The sequence below is a fragment of the Bacteroides sp. RTP21281st1_H5_RTP21281_210402 genome (assembly GCF_040918965.1).
GTDB lineage: Bacteria > Bacteroidota > Bacteroidia > Bacteroidales > Bacteroidaceae > Bacteroides > Bacteroides congonensis.
Genome location: NZ_JBCOWR010000006.1, coordinates 318,702 through 334,226, shown reverse-complemented (window position 1 = coordinate 334,226; position 15,525 = coordinate 318,702). Strand labels below are relative to the sequence as shown.

Genomic DNA, 15,525 nt, shown 5'->3' with positions numbered 1-15,525 from the left:
AATGTCCGGGTTCGCTACTTTTGTCGATGTAAAAACGAGAAGATAAAGCTATAAGTTAACCAGGAAAATATTAATAGAAATGACCATGAATAGAACAGCTCTTTTTTTATGTTTACTATTGTTTCCGATTTTTGCTTTCTCCAAATCGGATGGAGATCGTGAATATTGGGTGAAAACAATGATTAAAATGGTGGAACCCATTTACACGAATTTAAGCCGGAATACATTAAGGAAAAATATGCCGGTAGAAACGCGCGATGGATTGAATACAGGTAATGACAGAAAAGAAGTAACCCACTTGGAAGCATTAGGACGTTCGTTTGCCGGAATTGCGCCGTGGCTGAATTTGCCGGTTGATGAAACGGAAGAAGGAAAGTTACGTGCTGAATATATAGATCTGGTGGTAAAGTCACTAACTAATGCCGTCGATCCGGAATCTCCCGATTATATGCCTTTCGACAGGCCTTACAATCAGAAACTTGTTGATGCTGCTTATGTGGCTGAAGGATTACTCCGGTCAAAAGATCAGATATGGCCCCGTCTGGATACTATAACCCAGCAAAGATTGGTTAAGGAATTCAAAGCTTCCCGACGTTTTAAGGCTCCCGACAAAAATTGGCTGATGTTTTCTGCTACGATTGAGGCTGCTTTGCTGGAATTTACAGGAGAATGTAATATGAAGCCCATCAATTATGCTTTGCAGAAACATAAAGAATGGTATAAGGGAGATGGCTGGTATGGTGACGGACGCCGTCTGCATATGGACTATTATAATAGTTTTGTTATTCAGCCAATGATAATGGATGTATTGGATGTCATGAGACGACGTGGAGTGGAAGGAGCTGATTTTTATGATGCCCAATTGAAACGTTTTGTCCGTTTTGCGGAACAATTGGAAAGGATGATCGGGCCGGATGGTACATACCCCCCTGTCGGACGTTCCATCGCCTATCGTCTGGGTGCTTTTCAGGCACTGGCTCAAGTTTCTTTAATGAAGAAGTTACCAAAGAATATTAAACCGGCTCAAGTGCGTTGTGCTTTGACGCAGGTGATGAAACGTCAGTTAGTGAAGGGAACATTTGATAAGGACGGTTGGCTCACATTAGGTTTCTGTGGTCATCAACCGCGACTGGCAGAGAAATATGTATCGACAGGAAGTTTGTATATGTGTACTTTGGCTTTTTTACCTTTGGGACTTGAACCGACGGATGAGTTTTGGAGCGGAAAGCCCGAAAAATGGACATCACTCAAAATTTGGGGAGGTGATACAATTGTTGATGTAGACCATGCATTGCGTGATTAAGCACTTTTTTTTAGTATATGAAAAATAATAAATCGAGTTATGAAAATAAATTTTTTAATCGTTGCTTCTCTCTTTCTTACATTTGGCAGTTTTGCATCAGGCAAAAATGATGTGAAAGAAATGCGTGCTGTTATAGATAAAGGGCTTGATGCGGCTACCGTGCAGTCAAAGAAGATGGCAGAGAGTTTAATAGACCAGAATGACAAACTTCCACGTACGATTGGTAAGAGGAATGTATTTACTACGTCAAATGCAGGTGCCTGGACAAGTGGCTTTTTTCCGGGAGTATTATGGTATTTGTATGAAGCGAGTGGGGATGACTCTTTGAAACAGTATGCCGAGAATTACACGAAACGCGTAGAGAAAGAACAGTTTACGACTAATAACCATGATGTTGGTTTTATTCTTTATTGTAGCTTTGGCAATGGTTGGCGTTTGACGGGGAATGATGATTATAAGAAAGTACTTTTGCAAGGCGCGCAGTCTCTGAGCACCCGTTTCAATCCGACAGTGGGTTGCATTAAGTCCTGGAATAGAAAACCTTGGCAATATCCGGTGATTATTGACAATATGATGAATCTGGAGTTATTGTTGTGGGCATCTCAAAATTCGGAACAAACCAAATTCGGAGAGATGGCACGTTCTCATGCAGACGTGACAATGAAGCATCATTTCCGTCCCGATTATAGTTGCTACCATGTTGTTTCGTATGATACCATTACAGGACAGCCGGAAGCAAAATGTACGTATCAGGGATATGCGGATGATTCGGACTGGTCGCGCGGACAGGCTTGGGCATTGTATGGCTATACAATGATGTATCGTGAAACAAAGCAAAAGAAATATCTGGGTCAGGCTATTCATGTTGCACGTTTTATTATGGCACATCCGCAGTTGCCGGAAGATAAGATTCCTTATTGGGATTTTGATGATCCGGATATACCCGCTACACCGCGCGATGCATCTGCCGGTGCTGTGATAGCTTCTGCTTTGATTGAATTGAGCCGGTATACAAAAGGACGTTTCTCAAAGGAATGTCTGGCGGTGGCAGAAACCCAGCTCAAGACATTGACTTCGCCTGAATATTTGGCTGAACCTGGAACGAATTGTAATTTTATCCTAAAACATTCAGTTGGCAATAAACCGAAAAATAGAGAAGTTGATGTGCCTTTGACTTATGCGGATTATTATTATGTAGAAGCTTTGCTTCGATATAAAAAGGATATATTGAAAGAAAAAGTAGGTGTTGAAATAAGAAAATAATAATATGAAGAAGAGATTACTGATTTTGTGCTTGGCCTGTCTGGGGATGATTAATAACGGGTTATTTGCACAAGAAACCTCTCCTCGTAAGGTGTTTACGCTGGATGAAGGATGGGAGTGCAGACCGATTACGACTGTGAACCGGAAGGCTCCGTTCACCCCGGTGACTATTCCTCATACATGGAATACGAGTTATATCGAGGGAACTACTTTATACGAACGCAAGACGGTGGTATACCAACGCCCGCTGGAGGTGACGGAGGAGATGGATGGCAAACGTCTTTTTCTTTATTTTGAAGGAGTGAATTCTGCTGCTCAAGTGTTTTTGAACCGCCGGACGATTGGTGAACATTTAGGCGGATATACCGCTTTCTGTTTGGAAATAACCGATCAGGTGAAAAAAGGTGAGAATTTGCTGGAAGTTTGGGCAAGTAATGCTTATCGTACGGATGTTTTGCCTATTAGCGGTGACTTCAATGTAAATGGTGGTATTCATCGTCCCTGTCATTTGATTATAACCGGACAGGATTGTATAACTCCCTTGTTTTATGCTTCTCCCGGTGTGTTTATTCATCAAGAGAATATTTCCAGAGAAACAGCCGGCATAAATGTGGAAACTCATCTTTCGCTGAAGAATAAAAAGCAGGGCTTGAAACTTAAAACAACCATTGCAGATGCAAATAATAAAATCGTTGCCAGCAATGAAACCGGTATTTCCGGTGATATTGTAAGACAGCCTATACAGGTGGAACGTCCTGTACTTTGGGAGGGCAAAAAGAATCCTTATCTATATACCGTGACTGTAGAACTATATGATGGTAATCAATTGGTGGATAGAATGGTACAACGTACGGGATTCCGCTATTTTTCTGTTGATCATGAGAAAGGTTTCTTTTTGAACGGTAATTATCTGAATCTTTATGGTTTTTGCCGCCATGAGGATGCGGTTGGGAGAGCTAGTGCCTTGTTGCCGGAAGATTATAAAATGGATATGGAACTAATCAAGGAATCCGGAGCGACAGCTATGCGCCTTGCTCATTATCCACATGCTGAGCCAATGTATGATTTGTCGGATGAAAATGGAATTATTCTTTGGACGGAGATACCTATGTGTGGTCCTGGGGGACAGGCATTTACCGGTTTGGTGGATACGGAAGGATTTAAAGATAATGCCCGTCTGGCGGTAAAAGAGTTGGTTTATCAGAAATTCAACCACCCTTCTATTTGTTTTTGGGGTATATGTAATGAGATATTGGTAAGTGATGGAAAAAGATTTGTGGAGTATGATAATCCGATTCCTTTTATCAAGGAGTTGAATGGGCTGTATAAGTCCATTGACACTTCCCGCCTTACCGCTTTGGCTACTTGTGTGGATCAGTCTTATTATTTAGGATGTTCGGATTTAATTGCATGGAACAAATATTTTGGATGGTATAAAGATGCAGCCCCTTCCGCTTCCAAGTTTTTTGATGATTGCAAAAATAGTTCTCAAGGAATACCGGTAGGCGTTTCTGAATATGGTGGTGGAGCAAGTATTAATCATCATCAATGGCCGCTTTCTATGGAAGATCGTGCAGACAGTCATTTTCATCCCGAAGAAGCACAGACATTCTGCCATGAAGGTAACTGGGAGTCATTTATGAAACGTCCTTATCTATGGGCGAAGTTTATTTGGGTTTTTGCCGATTTTCCGTCTTACATGCGTCAGGAAGGTGAAGAAGATGGATATAATGACAAGGGACTGATAACACAAGACCGGAAAGTTAAAAAGGATGCTTTCTATTTTTATAAAGCCAACTGGAATCCGGAACCTATGGTTTATATTACAAGTCGTCGTTTTGTCAAGCGTAATAATCCGCAGACAGATATTAAGGTGTTTACTAATTTAAAGGAGGTCACTCTTTATATTAATGGTAAAAAGATAGGGACGATGAAACCGGATGAGATGCATCGTGTGATATGGAAAGATATAAAGCTGGATGAGGGACGCAATACGGTTCGTGTAGAAGGAAAGAACGGAAAGGAAAACCTTTCGGATTCTTGTGAATGGTATTACATTAAATAGATTCATTGACTGGCAATAAAAAAACTACGGGAACTTTTCCGTAGTTTTTTTATTGCCGGTCAATGATGGTTATGATATGTATTAATGTATTGGCATTTTGTCTTGTAGTACGGAAAAAGGGCTTGTATATAGTTGGCTGTGCATTTTGAATTAGAATACATGTAAATGTACAGTAATTAAGGTTCTTTATATGCAAATCTCCTACATTTGTTCCAGAGAAATTAATAATAGGTCTATTGTGCTAATTAAAATTCTGTTATTTTAGTTCTGCCGATAGGTTAATTTAATATATTTAATATTATGAGAAATGTGATGAATAGTATGCAGCATTTGCTGTTGTTATTGTTCCTTTCGTCTTTTCTGTTTTCATGTGAGAACAAGATGGATGAGCATTATGAAAAGCCGGCATGGTTGAAAGGAAGCGCATGGGAAGTTCTTGCCAATGAGTATGAGGGAAGATACTCTATTTTCCTTGAAGCAGCCGAATTGGCGGGATTTCGGCCTGTTTTGGAAGGTAAGGGGCTTGCTACGGTTATGGCACCGGATAATGATGCCTTTACCGTTTATTTGGAAAAGGAGGGTTATGCCTCTGTGAGAGATATACCGGTAGATGACCTTGAAAAGTTGATAGGTTTCCATTTGGTTTATTACTCTTATAATAAAAGTGATTTGGAAAATTATCGTCCGACAAGTGATATTGTGGACGAAGAGGAAGATACCGGTTTGCAACCAGGTATGTATTATAAATTTAGAACTCGCAGTTCCAGTCCTGCTTCATTAGGAGTTGATCCTGCTACTAATGAATTAGTGACGGTATATCATTTGGAACGTTTTGTTCCGGTCTTCTCTCATCACATGTTTGCATCCAAAGGGATTGATGCCAAAAAGAATTATGAGTATTTCTATCCGGCTTCCGTTTGGACAGGTGATGCAGGATTCAATGTTTCCAATGCAAGTGTAAACGATTACCAGATTATCGCTAATAATGGATATATTTATGCGATCAATCAGGTATTGGAGCCTTTGGAAACCATTTATACTATAATGAAGGACAAGAAGGAGTATTCGAAATTCCTGGATTTCTATAATTCCTTCAGTACTTTTACATATGATGAGCAACTGACGGCTGATTTTGCCAAAGGAATGGGAGTGGATAAACTGTATCTTTTCAAGCACGAAGCCAGCGGTCTGCCTAATATTGCTTTGGAGTGGCCTGTTTCTAATTATCGGTTAATTCCTACACTGGCTTCTGAGTCTTATAGTGTATTTGCGCCGACTAATAAGGCGTTAGAGGAATTCTTCACCCGTTTCTGGAAGCAAAATGGCTACAATTATTTAGAAGATGTAGATCCTTTGATTATAAAAATTCTGATTCTTCAGTATATATATAGCGGAGCTATTGTTTTTCCGGATGAAGTTCAAAAGATTACGAACGATTACGGTACTTCTTATAATTTTGACCCGTATAATGTGAAGGATAAAAGTATTTGTGTGAATGGAAGTTTTTATGGCTTGGACGAAATTGATACGCCGCCGATATTTAACTCTGTAATCGGACCAGCTTTTTCTCACAAAGATTATCGTTGTTTCCTGTATGCTTTGGATGGTGCTGAAGGACTATTGAAGACCTATAGTTCTTTAGCCACTAAATATACAATGTTAATTCCTGATGACGCGACTTTCAAAGCGAATGAAATGGAAGTGTTGAAAACAACTTCCGGAACATATGCATTGATGGAACCGGCAGAAACAGAATCGGGTATGGGGCCAGTCGGAACTGCTAAATTGCAACGTTTAATCAATGTTCATACTGTTAGTGGTGAAGTTGCAATTCCTGCTCATGGAACTAAAGTTTATACCAGCCAAAACGCATCTACTTATTGGTTTATCAAAGATGGAGAGATAACAACAAATGCTATTTTCAACGGAGTATTGGGAATGTCCGGCAATGATTTCTCTTCCCTTTTCTCGCCATTGGAGGAAATAACTAATAATGGCGAACCTTGGAGTAATGGCAAATCATATGTATATAAATCAAATAGAGGATTATTTGATATTGATGGTGCGGATGCCGGAGAAAATTATAGAGGAATGAAAGCAGCGCTGGCTACTTGTGTTGAATCTAAATATCCATATTTCGTATTTGCTCAGTTGTTGAAACAGGCAGGAATGGTTAATGGTACGGACCTACCGGATTTTCAAGGTAGAGCTATTGCTTTCATTCCGACTAATGAAGTATTGGTGCAGGCAATGGCTGAAGGTAAAATTCCGGGTGTGAAAAACGCTTCTGTTGATCTTTCTCAAGCAGAACCAGTATTGGAAGGGACGTTTGAACCGCAAGTGTTAAAGAAATATCTGAAAAATTACTTCTTGATTACGAGATATGCTCCGGAAGTAACCAGTTGTCCGTATATCGGTTCTACTACGTGGAAAACAGGTACTTATCGTAATGCCAATGATAATAATATAATTTATATAGATAATGGAGAAACCTTGTCCGTTCAATTGGATGGAACAAGTCGTGCATGTTCCGTGGTTCCGACTTATTACTATTTCCCGTTTGCGTATAATGATGGAGGTTTCCACTTAATAGACTCTGTTTTTTAATAAACTGAATATCTAAAATTATGAAACAATTTAAATTAATATGTGTATCAATGACCTTGCTTCTATGTTGTGTAGGGGAGGTCGTAGCTCAGGCACAGAAAGTAATGTCGGGTACGGTCACAGAGTTGATAGGAAAGACGGCTGATCCGTTAGTTGGAGTTAATGTGAATATTGTCAATGCACAAAACCGTTCTCTGGGTGGATCTATTACTAATCTGAACGGTCAATATAACGTGAAGATTCCGGAAGGGGAAAATAACTTGACCATTGTTTTCTCTTATATCGGGATGAAAACCCAAAGGGTTAAATACACAGGTCAGACCAACTTGAATATCCGCATGGAATCAGAGTCAAAAACTGTGGATGAGGTAGTCGTTTCAGCAAAACGTATAGAAAGAAATGATTTGGGTATTACCAATAAAGAGATGATTTCAGCTACTCAGAAGGTAAATATGGATGATCTGGTAGCTACAGCACCGGTTGTTTCTGTCGAGGAGGCACTGCAAGGGCAATTGGGGGGTGTGGATATTACTTTAGGAGGTGATCCGGGTACCCGCAGTTCTATTCGAATCCGTGGTACAGGAACCTTGAATGCGTCTGCCGATCCTTTGATTGTAATTGATGGTGTACCTTATCCGACAGATATCAGTGATGATTTTGACTTCTCTACTGCTAATGAAGAAGATTTGGGTGCTCTTTTGAATCTTTCTCCCAACGATATAGCGACAGTTGAAGTGTTGAAGGATGCTTCTGCTACGGCTATTTGGGGAACACAGGGAGCAAATGGAGTTTTAGTGATTACCACCAAGAAGGGTACAGTAGGAAAAACTCGTTTTTCTTTCTCTTCCAAATGGACCACTAAGATAGAGCCTAAGAATATTCCTATGTTGAATGGAGATGAGTATACAGCTTTAATGCAGGAAGGTATCTGGAATTCAGCTAAATATACCGGACTGGATAATGCATCGAATCCTTATTTGAATTTGCTTTTTAATACACCGGTAATAGGATATACTCCGGGCTTTCAGTATTTTAATGAATATAATCAGGATACTAACTGGCTGGACTATGTATGTCAGACAGCCTTGACTTCTGATAATAACTTCTCTATGAGTGGTGGTGGTGAAAAGGCGACTTATCGTTTTTCATTAGGATATATGAGTGACGACGGAACTACAATTGGTACATCGTTGAAGCGTTTGAATACCTCGTTGAATGTTGATTATCAGTTTTCTAACAAATTAAAGTTTGGTGCAAATTTTTCTTATTCACAATCCGATCAAGATGCAAACTGGGCTAAGAATGTCCGGGCAGAGGCGTTGAGTAAGATGCCGAATAAATCTCCTTTTACAATAGATAGAAGGACCGGATTGATGACTGGGGATTATTTTACTTATCATGACCCTGATTTTGAAGGCTCTTTTAAAGGAGGCGCCGGTAAGAATTCGCAAAACTTTAATCCGGTAGCTATGGTAAATGAGGCGGTTAATAACACTATGCAGCGGGAGGCTAAAATTAGGTTTGATGCAGATTATAGGATTTTACCGGGATTTACGTATAAAGGTTGGGCTTCTATCAATATGCGTACGACTAAAACACGTCGTTTTTTGCCTCAGGTAGTAACCGGAGTGGCTCAGAATAGCGAATATGCTAATCAAAGTGTAGATTCTTATTCGGATCAATTGGTACTTCAAACCGAAAATAAACTGATGTATATCAAAAATTGGAATGAGAAACATAATTTGATAGCCAATGCTTTGGTACGTACTTCCCAAAAGGTGAGTACTAGTTATCTGAGTTCTACCTATGGTAATGCCTCTTCCGGCTTGTCAGATCCTACTACAGGTACGGCTGTTTTGGAGGGAAGTGCTGGTATGAACTCCAGTGAAGCGGAAACTCGCAGTGTATCGTTTATCGGGTTGTTGAACTATACGTTGTTGGATCGTTATGTAATGCATGCTTCTCTTAATGCCGAAGGGAACTCGGCCATGGGACGCAATAAAAGAATGGGTTATTTCCCGGCAGCAGGTATTGCCTGGAATCTTCAAAATGAACCTTTCTTGGAAGCAGCTAGAGATCGTTGGTTAGATGAAGCTAAGATACGTATCAGTGTCGGGCAGAGTGGGCGTGCTCCGAGTGGTACTTCTGTTTATTTGGGAGCTTATATCAAAGGTGATAACTATATGAATATGGCAGGGACGAAGCCTGAACGCATGCAATTGGACGATTTACATTGGGAAACTTCTACTGAATATAATTATGGGGCGGATGTTATGTTATTTGGCGGACGTTTGAGGTTTACATTTGATTATTATCAGAGATATGTTAAAGACCTGTTACAGTCTAATTATGGGCTACCTTCTTCTACCGGTTTTGGTTCAATGAGATATTATAATTCCGGAAAAATGCAGAATAAAGGGTGGGAGTTTCGTGCAGATGCTGTTCTTTGGAAAAATAAAGACTGGCAGGTTAGTGGTTATGTAAACTTCAGCCGTAATGAGAACAAGATTACTGAATTGCCTGGCAATATGGCACAGGAGACCTATGCTCCGAATAATGGTGAATATGCTGCGCGTGTAGAGGCAGGTCAACCGGTTGGTGCTTTTTATGGTTATCGCTATTTGGGAGTGTATAAAGATAAGGATGCGACTTACGCGCGTGATGCATCGGGCAATATTATGAATGATGTACACGGCAAGCCTATTGTCATGAAAAACCTGACCAAGGCTTGTCAGCCAGGAGATGCCATATATGAAGATATCAATCATGACGGTGTGATCAATCAGTATGATATTGTATATCTGGGAAATTACAACCCGGTGTTGACGGGTGGTGCCGGATTGACTATCAAATATAAACAAGTATCTTTGAACGCATTTTTCCACGGACGTTTCGGACAATCAATTGTAAATATTGCCCGTATGAATAACGAAGCCATGTATAATGATGATAATCAGAGTACGGCAGTTCTGAGACGTTGGAGAAATGAGGGGGATGTGACAGATATTCCACGTGCTTTGTATAAAGAAGGATACAACTATTTAGGGTCAGACCGTTTTGTGGAAGATGCTTCGTTTGTCCGTCTGAAAACCCTGACATTGAATTATGCATTTCCTAAAAAAATATGCAATAGATTGGGAATAAATACATTAAGTTGCTTTGCCACAGGTTATAACTTGTTTACGTGGACAAACTATACGGGGCAAGATCCGGAAGTGAGTATTCCAACCAAACCTACGGATTTGGCGGAAGATACGGCTACGACACCTGTTTCTATAAGATTTTCTTTTGGTATTAATCTGAATTTCTAATACAAGGTAATATGAAAAAGATATTGATATGTTTGGCTATTGCCGGAGTCGGTTTGTTAAATACCGGCTGTAATGACTGGTTGGATGTACTGCCGAAGAATGAGCAGGTGGCACCCGACTATTGGAAAACGAAAGAACAAGTTGCAGAAGTGCTTGCGCAAGGATACTCGTATATGCGTAATACTGTTCCTTCTTTGATTTATTGGGGAGAACTGCGTGGAGGTTCCGTTTACGCATACAGTGGTTCAGACCAGCAGAAATTGCAGAATTTCCAGCTGGTTGCTTCATCGAAGTTGTGCAGATGGGCTACTTTTTATCAAGTATTGAATATTGCGAATTCCATACTGAAATATGCGCCCGAAGTACATGCACAAGATGAAACTTATACGGAAGCAGCAATGAATTCGCACATGGCAGAGGCATATTTTATGCGTGCATGGGTCAATTTTACATTGGTACGTAATTACAAGGAGGCCCCGCTGATATTGGAACCTTATGTTACGGACTCTTATCCGTTCAATGTAGCCAAATCTTCGGAAGAAGCAATTGTTGCTCAAATCAAGGAAGATATAAAAAAGGCATTGGATTCAGGAGCAGCCAAGGAATTCTATGATGATGATACATGGGCGGGAGCAACCAAAGGACGTGTCACCAAATGGGCGTTGTATGCGTTAATGGCAGATGTATGCCTTTGGAGTGAGGATTATGCGGGATGTGTTGAATATGCCGATTTGTTGATCAATTCTACTTCAGCTCATCGTCCGGCATTTATGGCAGATTCTGAACAATGGTTCACTATCTTTAATCCGGGAAATAGTAACGAATCGATTTTTGAATTGAATTTTGATGTGCGTACTTACAATCAGCCTGTGGATAATAGTCCGTCTGCATATTTTACTTATTCTACATCGGCTCCACTTCAATATTCAGTAAACATGTGGGGGCGTTTATGGAGTGAAAACTATGTGAGCAACGGTGCTTCTGTTCGCGCATATATGGGTGCCTATCGGGATTTCTGTATATGGAAATATCAGGGAGCCGGCTATCAGATGACAGGTACCAGAGACCAACAAGATGCCAACTGGATTCTTTACCGGATGGCAGATATATTGTTGATGAAAGCCGAGGCATTGGCATGGCAGGGAGGTGCTGCTAACTTTCAGGCTGCCATAGATTTGATTAATAAGGTTCGTAGTCGTGCCAATATAGCAGAATTGAATGTGAACCCCAATGACCTGACGGAGATTTCTGTATTGCATTATGTATTACAGGAACGTGATATAGAACTGGCCGCCGAAGGTAAACGCTGGTATGATTTGCTTCGTTTGGGTAAATCGAAAGATTATAAATATCAGAGTGAGTTTATAGAGCTGATTGTTGCCAACAATGCCTCTACAAGTTCAAAATGGCTGCGTTCGGTGTTAAAGAATACATGGTCATGGTATTTACCGGTTCCGCAAGATGATATTGAACGAAACTCATTATTGGTGCAAAACCCTTATTATGATATAACATCAAATTGATACTACTATGAAGAATATTATAAAATATTGTCTGTTGTTACTGGTGATTTGCTATTCTTGTGATGATCCTTATAAAGATAAGACATTTCAGATCTATAATGTACAACCTGCGGCATCTTATCTGGAGAATCGTTCTGCGGATTTCTCCGAGTGGGTCAAGGTGTTGAAGTATGCCGATTTGTTTAATGCGGTAAATCAGGCTGAAGATGCATTTACTGTATTGGCGCCGACTAATGATGCCATGTTCCGGTTTTATACTCAAAGAGGGGTTTCTTCTATTGAAGAACTGGGACAGACTTATGCACGCGGCCTGGCAGAGTATCATATTATGAATGATACTATTCAAAGAGATGATTTCCTGGCAGGAGGAGAATTACCGGTCAAGACCCTTTCGGGAGATGTATTGGAAGTTACTTTTGATGAAAGTGGAGAAGGTGGATTTAATTCGGTTTATATCAATAAGGAAGCACGTATAAAGGAGTTTGCTATTTCTACGGCTAACGGGCTTGTTTATGTATTGGATGATGTTTTGAGTCCTGCCATTGAGACGATTTACGAGCGCTTGTGCGGTCATGAAGAATTCCGTATATTCCGTGAGGCTGTTGAACGTACGGGTTGGAAAGAGGAATTGAGCATTGTATCTGAAACGAACACTTCCGTTTCAGGGGGGCAGTTGGAAGTGCGACGGTATTTCACGTTATTGGCAGTGTCCGATGCTGTTTATAAAGAAGATGGGATTTCTTCTGTAGAAGAACTGGCTTCTCATTTGGGTGCGGGAAGTGACTATACCGACAAGAATAATGCATTAAACAGATATATAGCATACCATATTCTGAACGGCAGTTATAAAGTTGCGGCTTTTAAAGCTTTCGATAATGAAGAAATGCCTAAGAAATTATGGAATACAAGAGCCTTGAGTGCACTATTGATGACTTCCAGTGAGAATGGAGACTATTATCTGAATTTTGATGGTGGTGATGATAAGGCTTGGTTTATAGAAGATAAATCCGATGAACAGGCAAAGAATGGCTATATACATCAGATTGACGGTTACCTGCCTGTCTGCGAGACATTAAAGCCGATACCTTATTATTTCGATTTTTGTGATTTCCCCGAAGTGGCTTCCTATATCGCTTCTCATGGAGCAGATGGACAATTATATCAGCAAAAGTCCGGAGATAATGAACTTGCTACAGCATTGGCCAGTTCTTCGGAGTCGTATGTTTCTTGTTATAAAATGGAAATGGGACCTTCCGGAACTATCAGCTCCGGTTGGAAAAACTTAGAATATCGTACGGCAAATGACAAGGCAGAGTATAATTGGTGGAATTTGCTGAACTATGACCTGTTAGGCATAAATTTGGGATATAACGGGACACTGACAATGGAAACTCCTGCTATTTTGCAAGGCAAGTATAAAGTGACTTTGGGATTTGCCTATGCGAGCTCTATGAATTTTATGCGATTGGCTGGTGATGTTTCGTCTGAGGGAAGTAACGGTGGAAGTACATCGTTTACCTTCGATGATGATCCGGGTAAATCCGTAAGTAAGGCAATATATGCCTCTGTTCCCGAGGATGTTTTGAATTGCTATACAGTGGAATTGTTTGGCGAACTTGAATTTGCAGATACCCGGTCGCATAAATTACAATTGGTCGTTTTGGATCCGGCAGCAAGTACACATAAAAACTTCCGTTTGCAATTGGATTATCTATTATTCGAACCTATTAATTAAGTAAAACGATGAAAGCATTAAATTATATATTAATCTCCGCATGTCTGTTGGCAGGAACATCTTCTTGTACAGACGAATGGGACTCTCATTATACTCAGAAAGAGCCTGTAATCAACAACGTGGATGTTGAAATCGTGGATGAGCCAACATCAGTTTATCTGCAGAATGAGGCTTCTTATACAACTATGTACGGGTTATTTGAGAAAGCCGGTATTTTTCAGACTTTGGATGAGAAAAAGACTTTGTATACCATGATGGTGGTGAAAAACGAGAATGCTACCCGCTCTCTTACCAAAGAGGGGGAGGAAGAAGATGCTGAAGATATTTTTTTGGCTAAGGCTCATATTACAGATGCTGCTATCTCACCCAGCAACTTGAAAGAAGGACAGCTTTTATTGATGTGGAACGGGAAATATGTGGAGGTCACGACACAGGATGCATTGACCGGGCAGGAAAGAATAGCTTTCAATGGTGCTGTTGTTAAAAAGGTGATTAAAACTTCTGATGCTTATATTTATGAGTTGGAGGATTATATCAATACTCCCAAATCTTTAATGGAAGTGTTGGAAGGGTTAGGTGATGATTATTCGATCTTTAAGGAAATGGTGATGGCAAGAGTTGACAGGGTTTTTGATAAGAGTGCCAGTACACCGATAGGAATAGACCCTACAGGAAATACAGTCTATGATTCGGTATTTACTTTTAAGAGCTCCTATTTCGAAGCCAAGAAGATGAACCTATATACCGAGAACATGAAAGCAACCATGTTTATTCCTTCCAATACACTGGTTGAAAACGCTTTGGCAGATGCTAAAAAGAGGTTAAGAGATTGGAACTTGGAACGTGCGGACTCTATTTTGAATAATTGGATATTTCAAAGTGCGTTTTATAAGGAAGAATATAAAAAAGAGGATTTTGGTAATCCTGCTAAGCCGGATTTGATTTCTATCTTCAATCAACAATGGAGAACAACCATTAATAAGGTAGATCTTGACAACCCGATTAAGATGAGCAACGGGACAGCTTATTATGTTACTTCTCTGAAGATTCCCACCAATGCCGTGTTGTTGTGGAGAATTAAAGAGTTTTTCGCTCCTTCGTGGGATGCTCCTATGACAGACAGTGAAAAGGCCGCTTATTATAATATTTATCCGCATCCGGAAACACCGGGACAATATCTGAATGATAACAATGTTCTTTGTACCGGGACTAAATTATATTTGACGGATCCTAATCAACCGAATTCAAACTGGCCGGCGATATATTATAGTGCATTAAGGTTTCAGCTAATTGATACCACCCAGAAAGGAGTGCTGGAATTCAAATGTTTCAAAATGGAAGAACATGTGGATGGTAGCCACACTCTAACACCGTATACACTTCCTCCGGGTGAATATTACTTCCATTGGGGTTCCTATGGTAAATATAGTAGAGTAAATGCTACTTTTTATGTGAATGACATGAAGATTAGAGATGTGTCTGCTACGGAGTTATATAGTATCAATTGGGATCGTGGAGGCGGTGGTTATAATGAGATTTATAATACAGTCTCAAATTATGACCGTGATGGAGCAGAGATAGGAGTTGTAACTATTGGAGGTGATAAACCTGTGGAATTGACTATTAAAATAGAATTTACGATGGGAGTAAATCAGAATCTTTCTCCATTCCATTGGTGCTTCCGTCCGACAGAAAATTGTTATTAACCTTGATTAATA

General features: G+C 40.1%; 8 protein-coding genes. All 8 read left to right on the top strand.

Going from position 1 to position 15,525, the window contains the following annotated elements:
• Positions 1–85: 85 nt before the first annotated feature.
• The 8 genes from AB5443_RS11670 (at position 86) to AB5443_RS11635 (ending at position 15,513) form a co-directional block, all read left to right on the top strand.
• Positions 86–1,303 (top strand): DUF2264 domain-containing protein, encoded by a 1,218-nt coding sequence (locus AB5443_RS11670; protein WP_368113389.1) that lies wholly within the window; start codon positions 86–88, stop codon positions 1,301–1,303.
• Positions 1,304–1,342: 39 nt separating this feature from the next.
• Positions 1,343–2,566 (top strand): glycoside hydrolase family 88 protein, encoded by a 1,224-nt coding sequence (locus AB5443_RS11665; protein ID WP_368113390.1) that lies wholly within the window; start codon positions 1,343–1,345, stop codon positions 2,564–2,566.
• A 4-nt stretch (positions 2,567–2,570) separates the two neighbouring features.
• A complete protein-coding gene (locus tag AB5443_RS11660; RefSeq protein ID WP_277130311.1) occupies positions 2,571–4,631 on the top strand; it encodes a glycoside hydrolase family 2 TIM barrel-domain containing protein in 2,061 nt (686 codons plus the stop codon).
• A 300-nt stretch (positions 4,632–4,931) separates the two neighbouring features.
• Positions 4,932–7,238 carry a fasciclin domain-containing protein gene (locus tag AB5443_RS11655; RefSeq protein ID WP_277130313.1) on the top strand — a complete coding sequence of 769 codons (2,307 nt, stop codon included), beginning with the start codon at positions 4,932–4,934 and terminating at the stop codon, positions 7,236–7,238.
• A gap of 20 nt (positions 7,239–7,258) precedes the next feature.
• Positions 7,259–10,549: a SusC/RagA family TonB-linked outer membrane protein gene (locus AB5443_RS11650; RefSeq protein WP_277130315.1), complete on the top strand. Its 3,291-nt coding sequence runs from the start codon at positions 7,259–7,261 to the stop codon at positions 10,547–10,549.
• Positions 10,550–10,560: 11 nt separating this feature from the next.
• Entirely contained in the window at positions 10,561–12,072 is a 1,512-nt protein-coding gene (locus AB5443_RS11645) for a RagB/SusD family nutrient uptake outer membrane protein (protein ID WP_307995176.1), read from the top strand.
• 7 nt (positions 12,073–12,079) lie between these two features.
• Positions 12,080–13,807, top strand: a complete 1,728-nt coding sequence (locus AB5443_RS11640; RefSeq protein ID WP_368113391.1) for a DUF5108 domain-containing protein — start codon at positions 12,080–12,082, stop codon at positions 13,805–13,807.
• Positions 13,808–13,815: 8 nt separating this feature from the next.
• A complete protein-coding gene (locus AB5443_RS11635; RefSeq protein ID WP_368113392.1) occupies positions 13,816–15,513 on the top strand; it encodes a hypothetical protein in 1,698 nt (565 codons plus the stop codon).
• The last annotated feature ends 12 nt before the right edge of the window (positions 15,514–15,525 follow it).

Bases quoted from the DNA above. Each gene is read 5' to 3' on its own strand.
- AB5443_RS11670 (WP_368113389.1), top strand. From the start codon at position 86: ATGAATAGAACAGCTCTTTTTTTATGTTTACTATTGTTTCCGATTTTT.
- AB5443_RS11665 (WP_368113390.1), top strand. From the start codon at position 1,343: ATGAAAATAAATTTTTTAATCGTTGCTTCTCTCTTTCTTACATTTGGC.
- AB5443_RS11660 (WP_277130311.1), top strand. From the start codon at position 2,571: ATGAAGAAGAGATTACTGATTTTGTGCTTGGCCTGTCTGGGGATGATT.
- AB5443_RS11655 (WP_277130313.1), top strand. From the start codon at position 4,932: ATGAGAAATGTGATGAATAGTATGCAGCATTTGCTGTTGTTATTGTTC.
- AB5443_RS11650 (WP_277130315.1), top strand. From the start codon at position 7,259: ATGAAACAATTTAAATTAATATGTGTATCAATGACCTTGCTTCTATGT.
- AB5443_RS11645 (WP_307995176.1), top strand. From the start codon at position 10,561: ATGAAAAAGATATTGATATGTTTGGCTATTGCCGGAGTCGGTTTGTTA.
- AB5443_RS11640 (WP_368113391.1), top strand. From the start codon at position 12,080: ATGAAGAATATTATAAAATATTGTCTGTTGTTACTGGTGATTTGCTAT.
- AB5443_RS11635 (WP_368113392.1), top strand. From the start codon at position 13,816: ATGAAAGCATTAAATTATATATTAATCTCCGCATGTCTGTTGGCAGGA.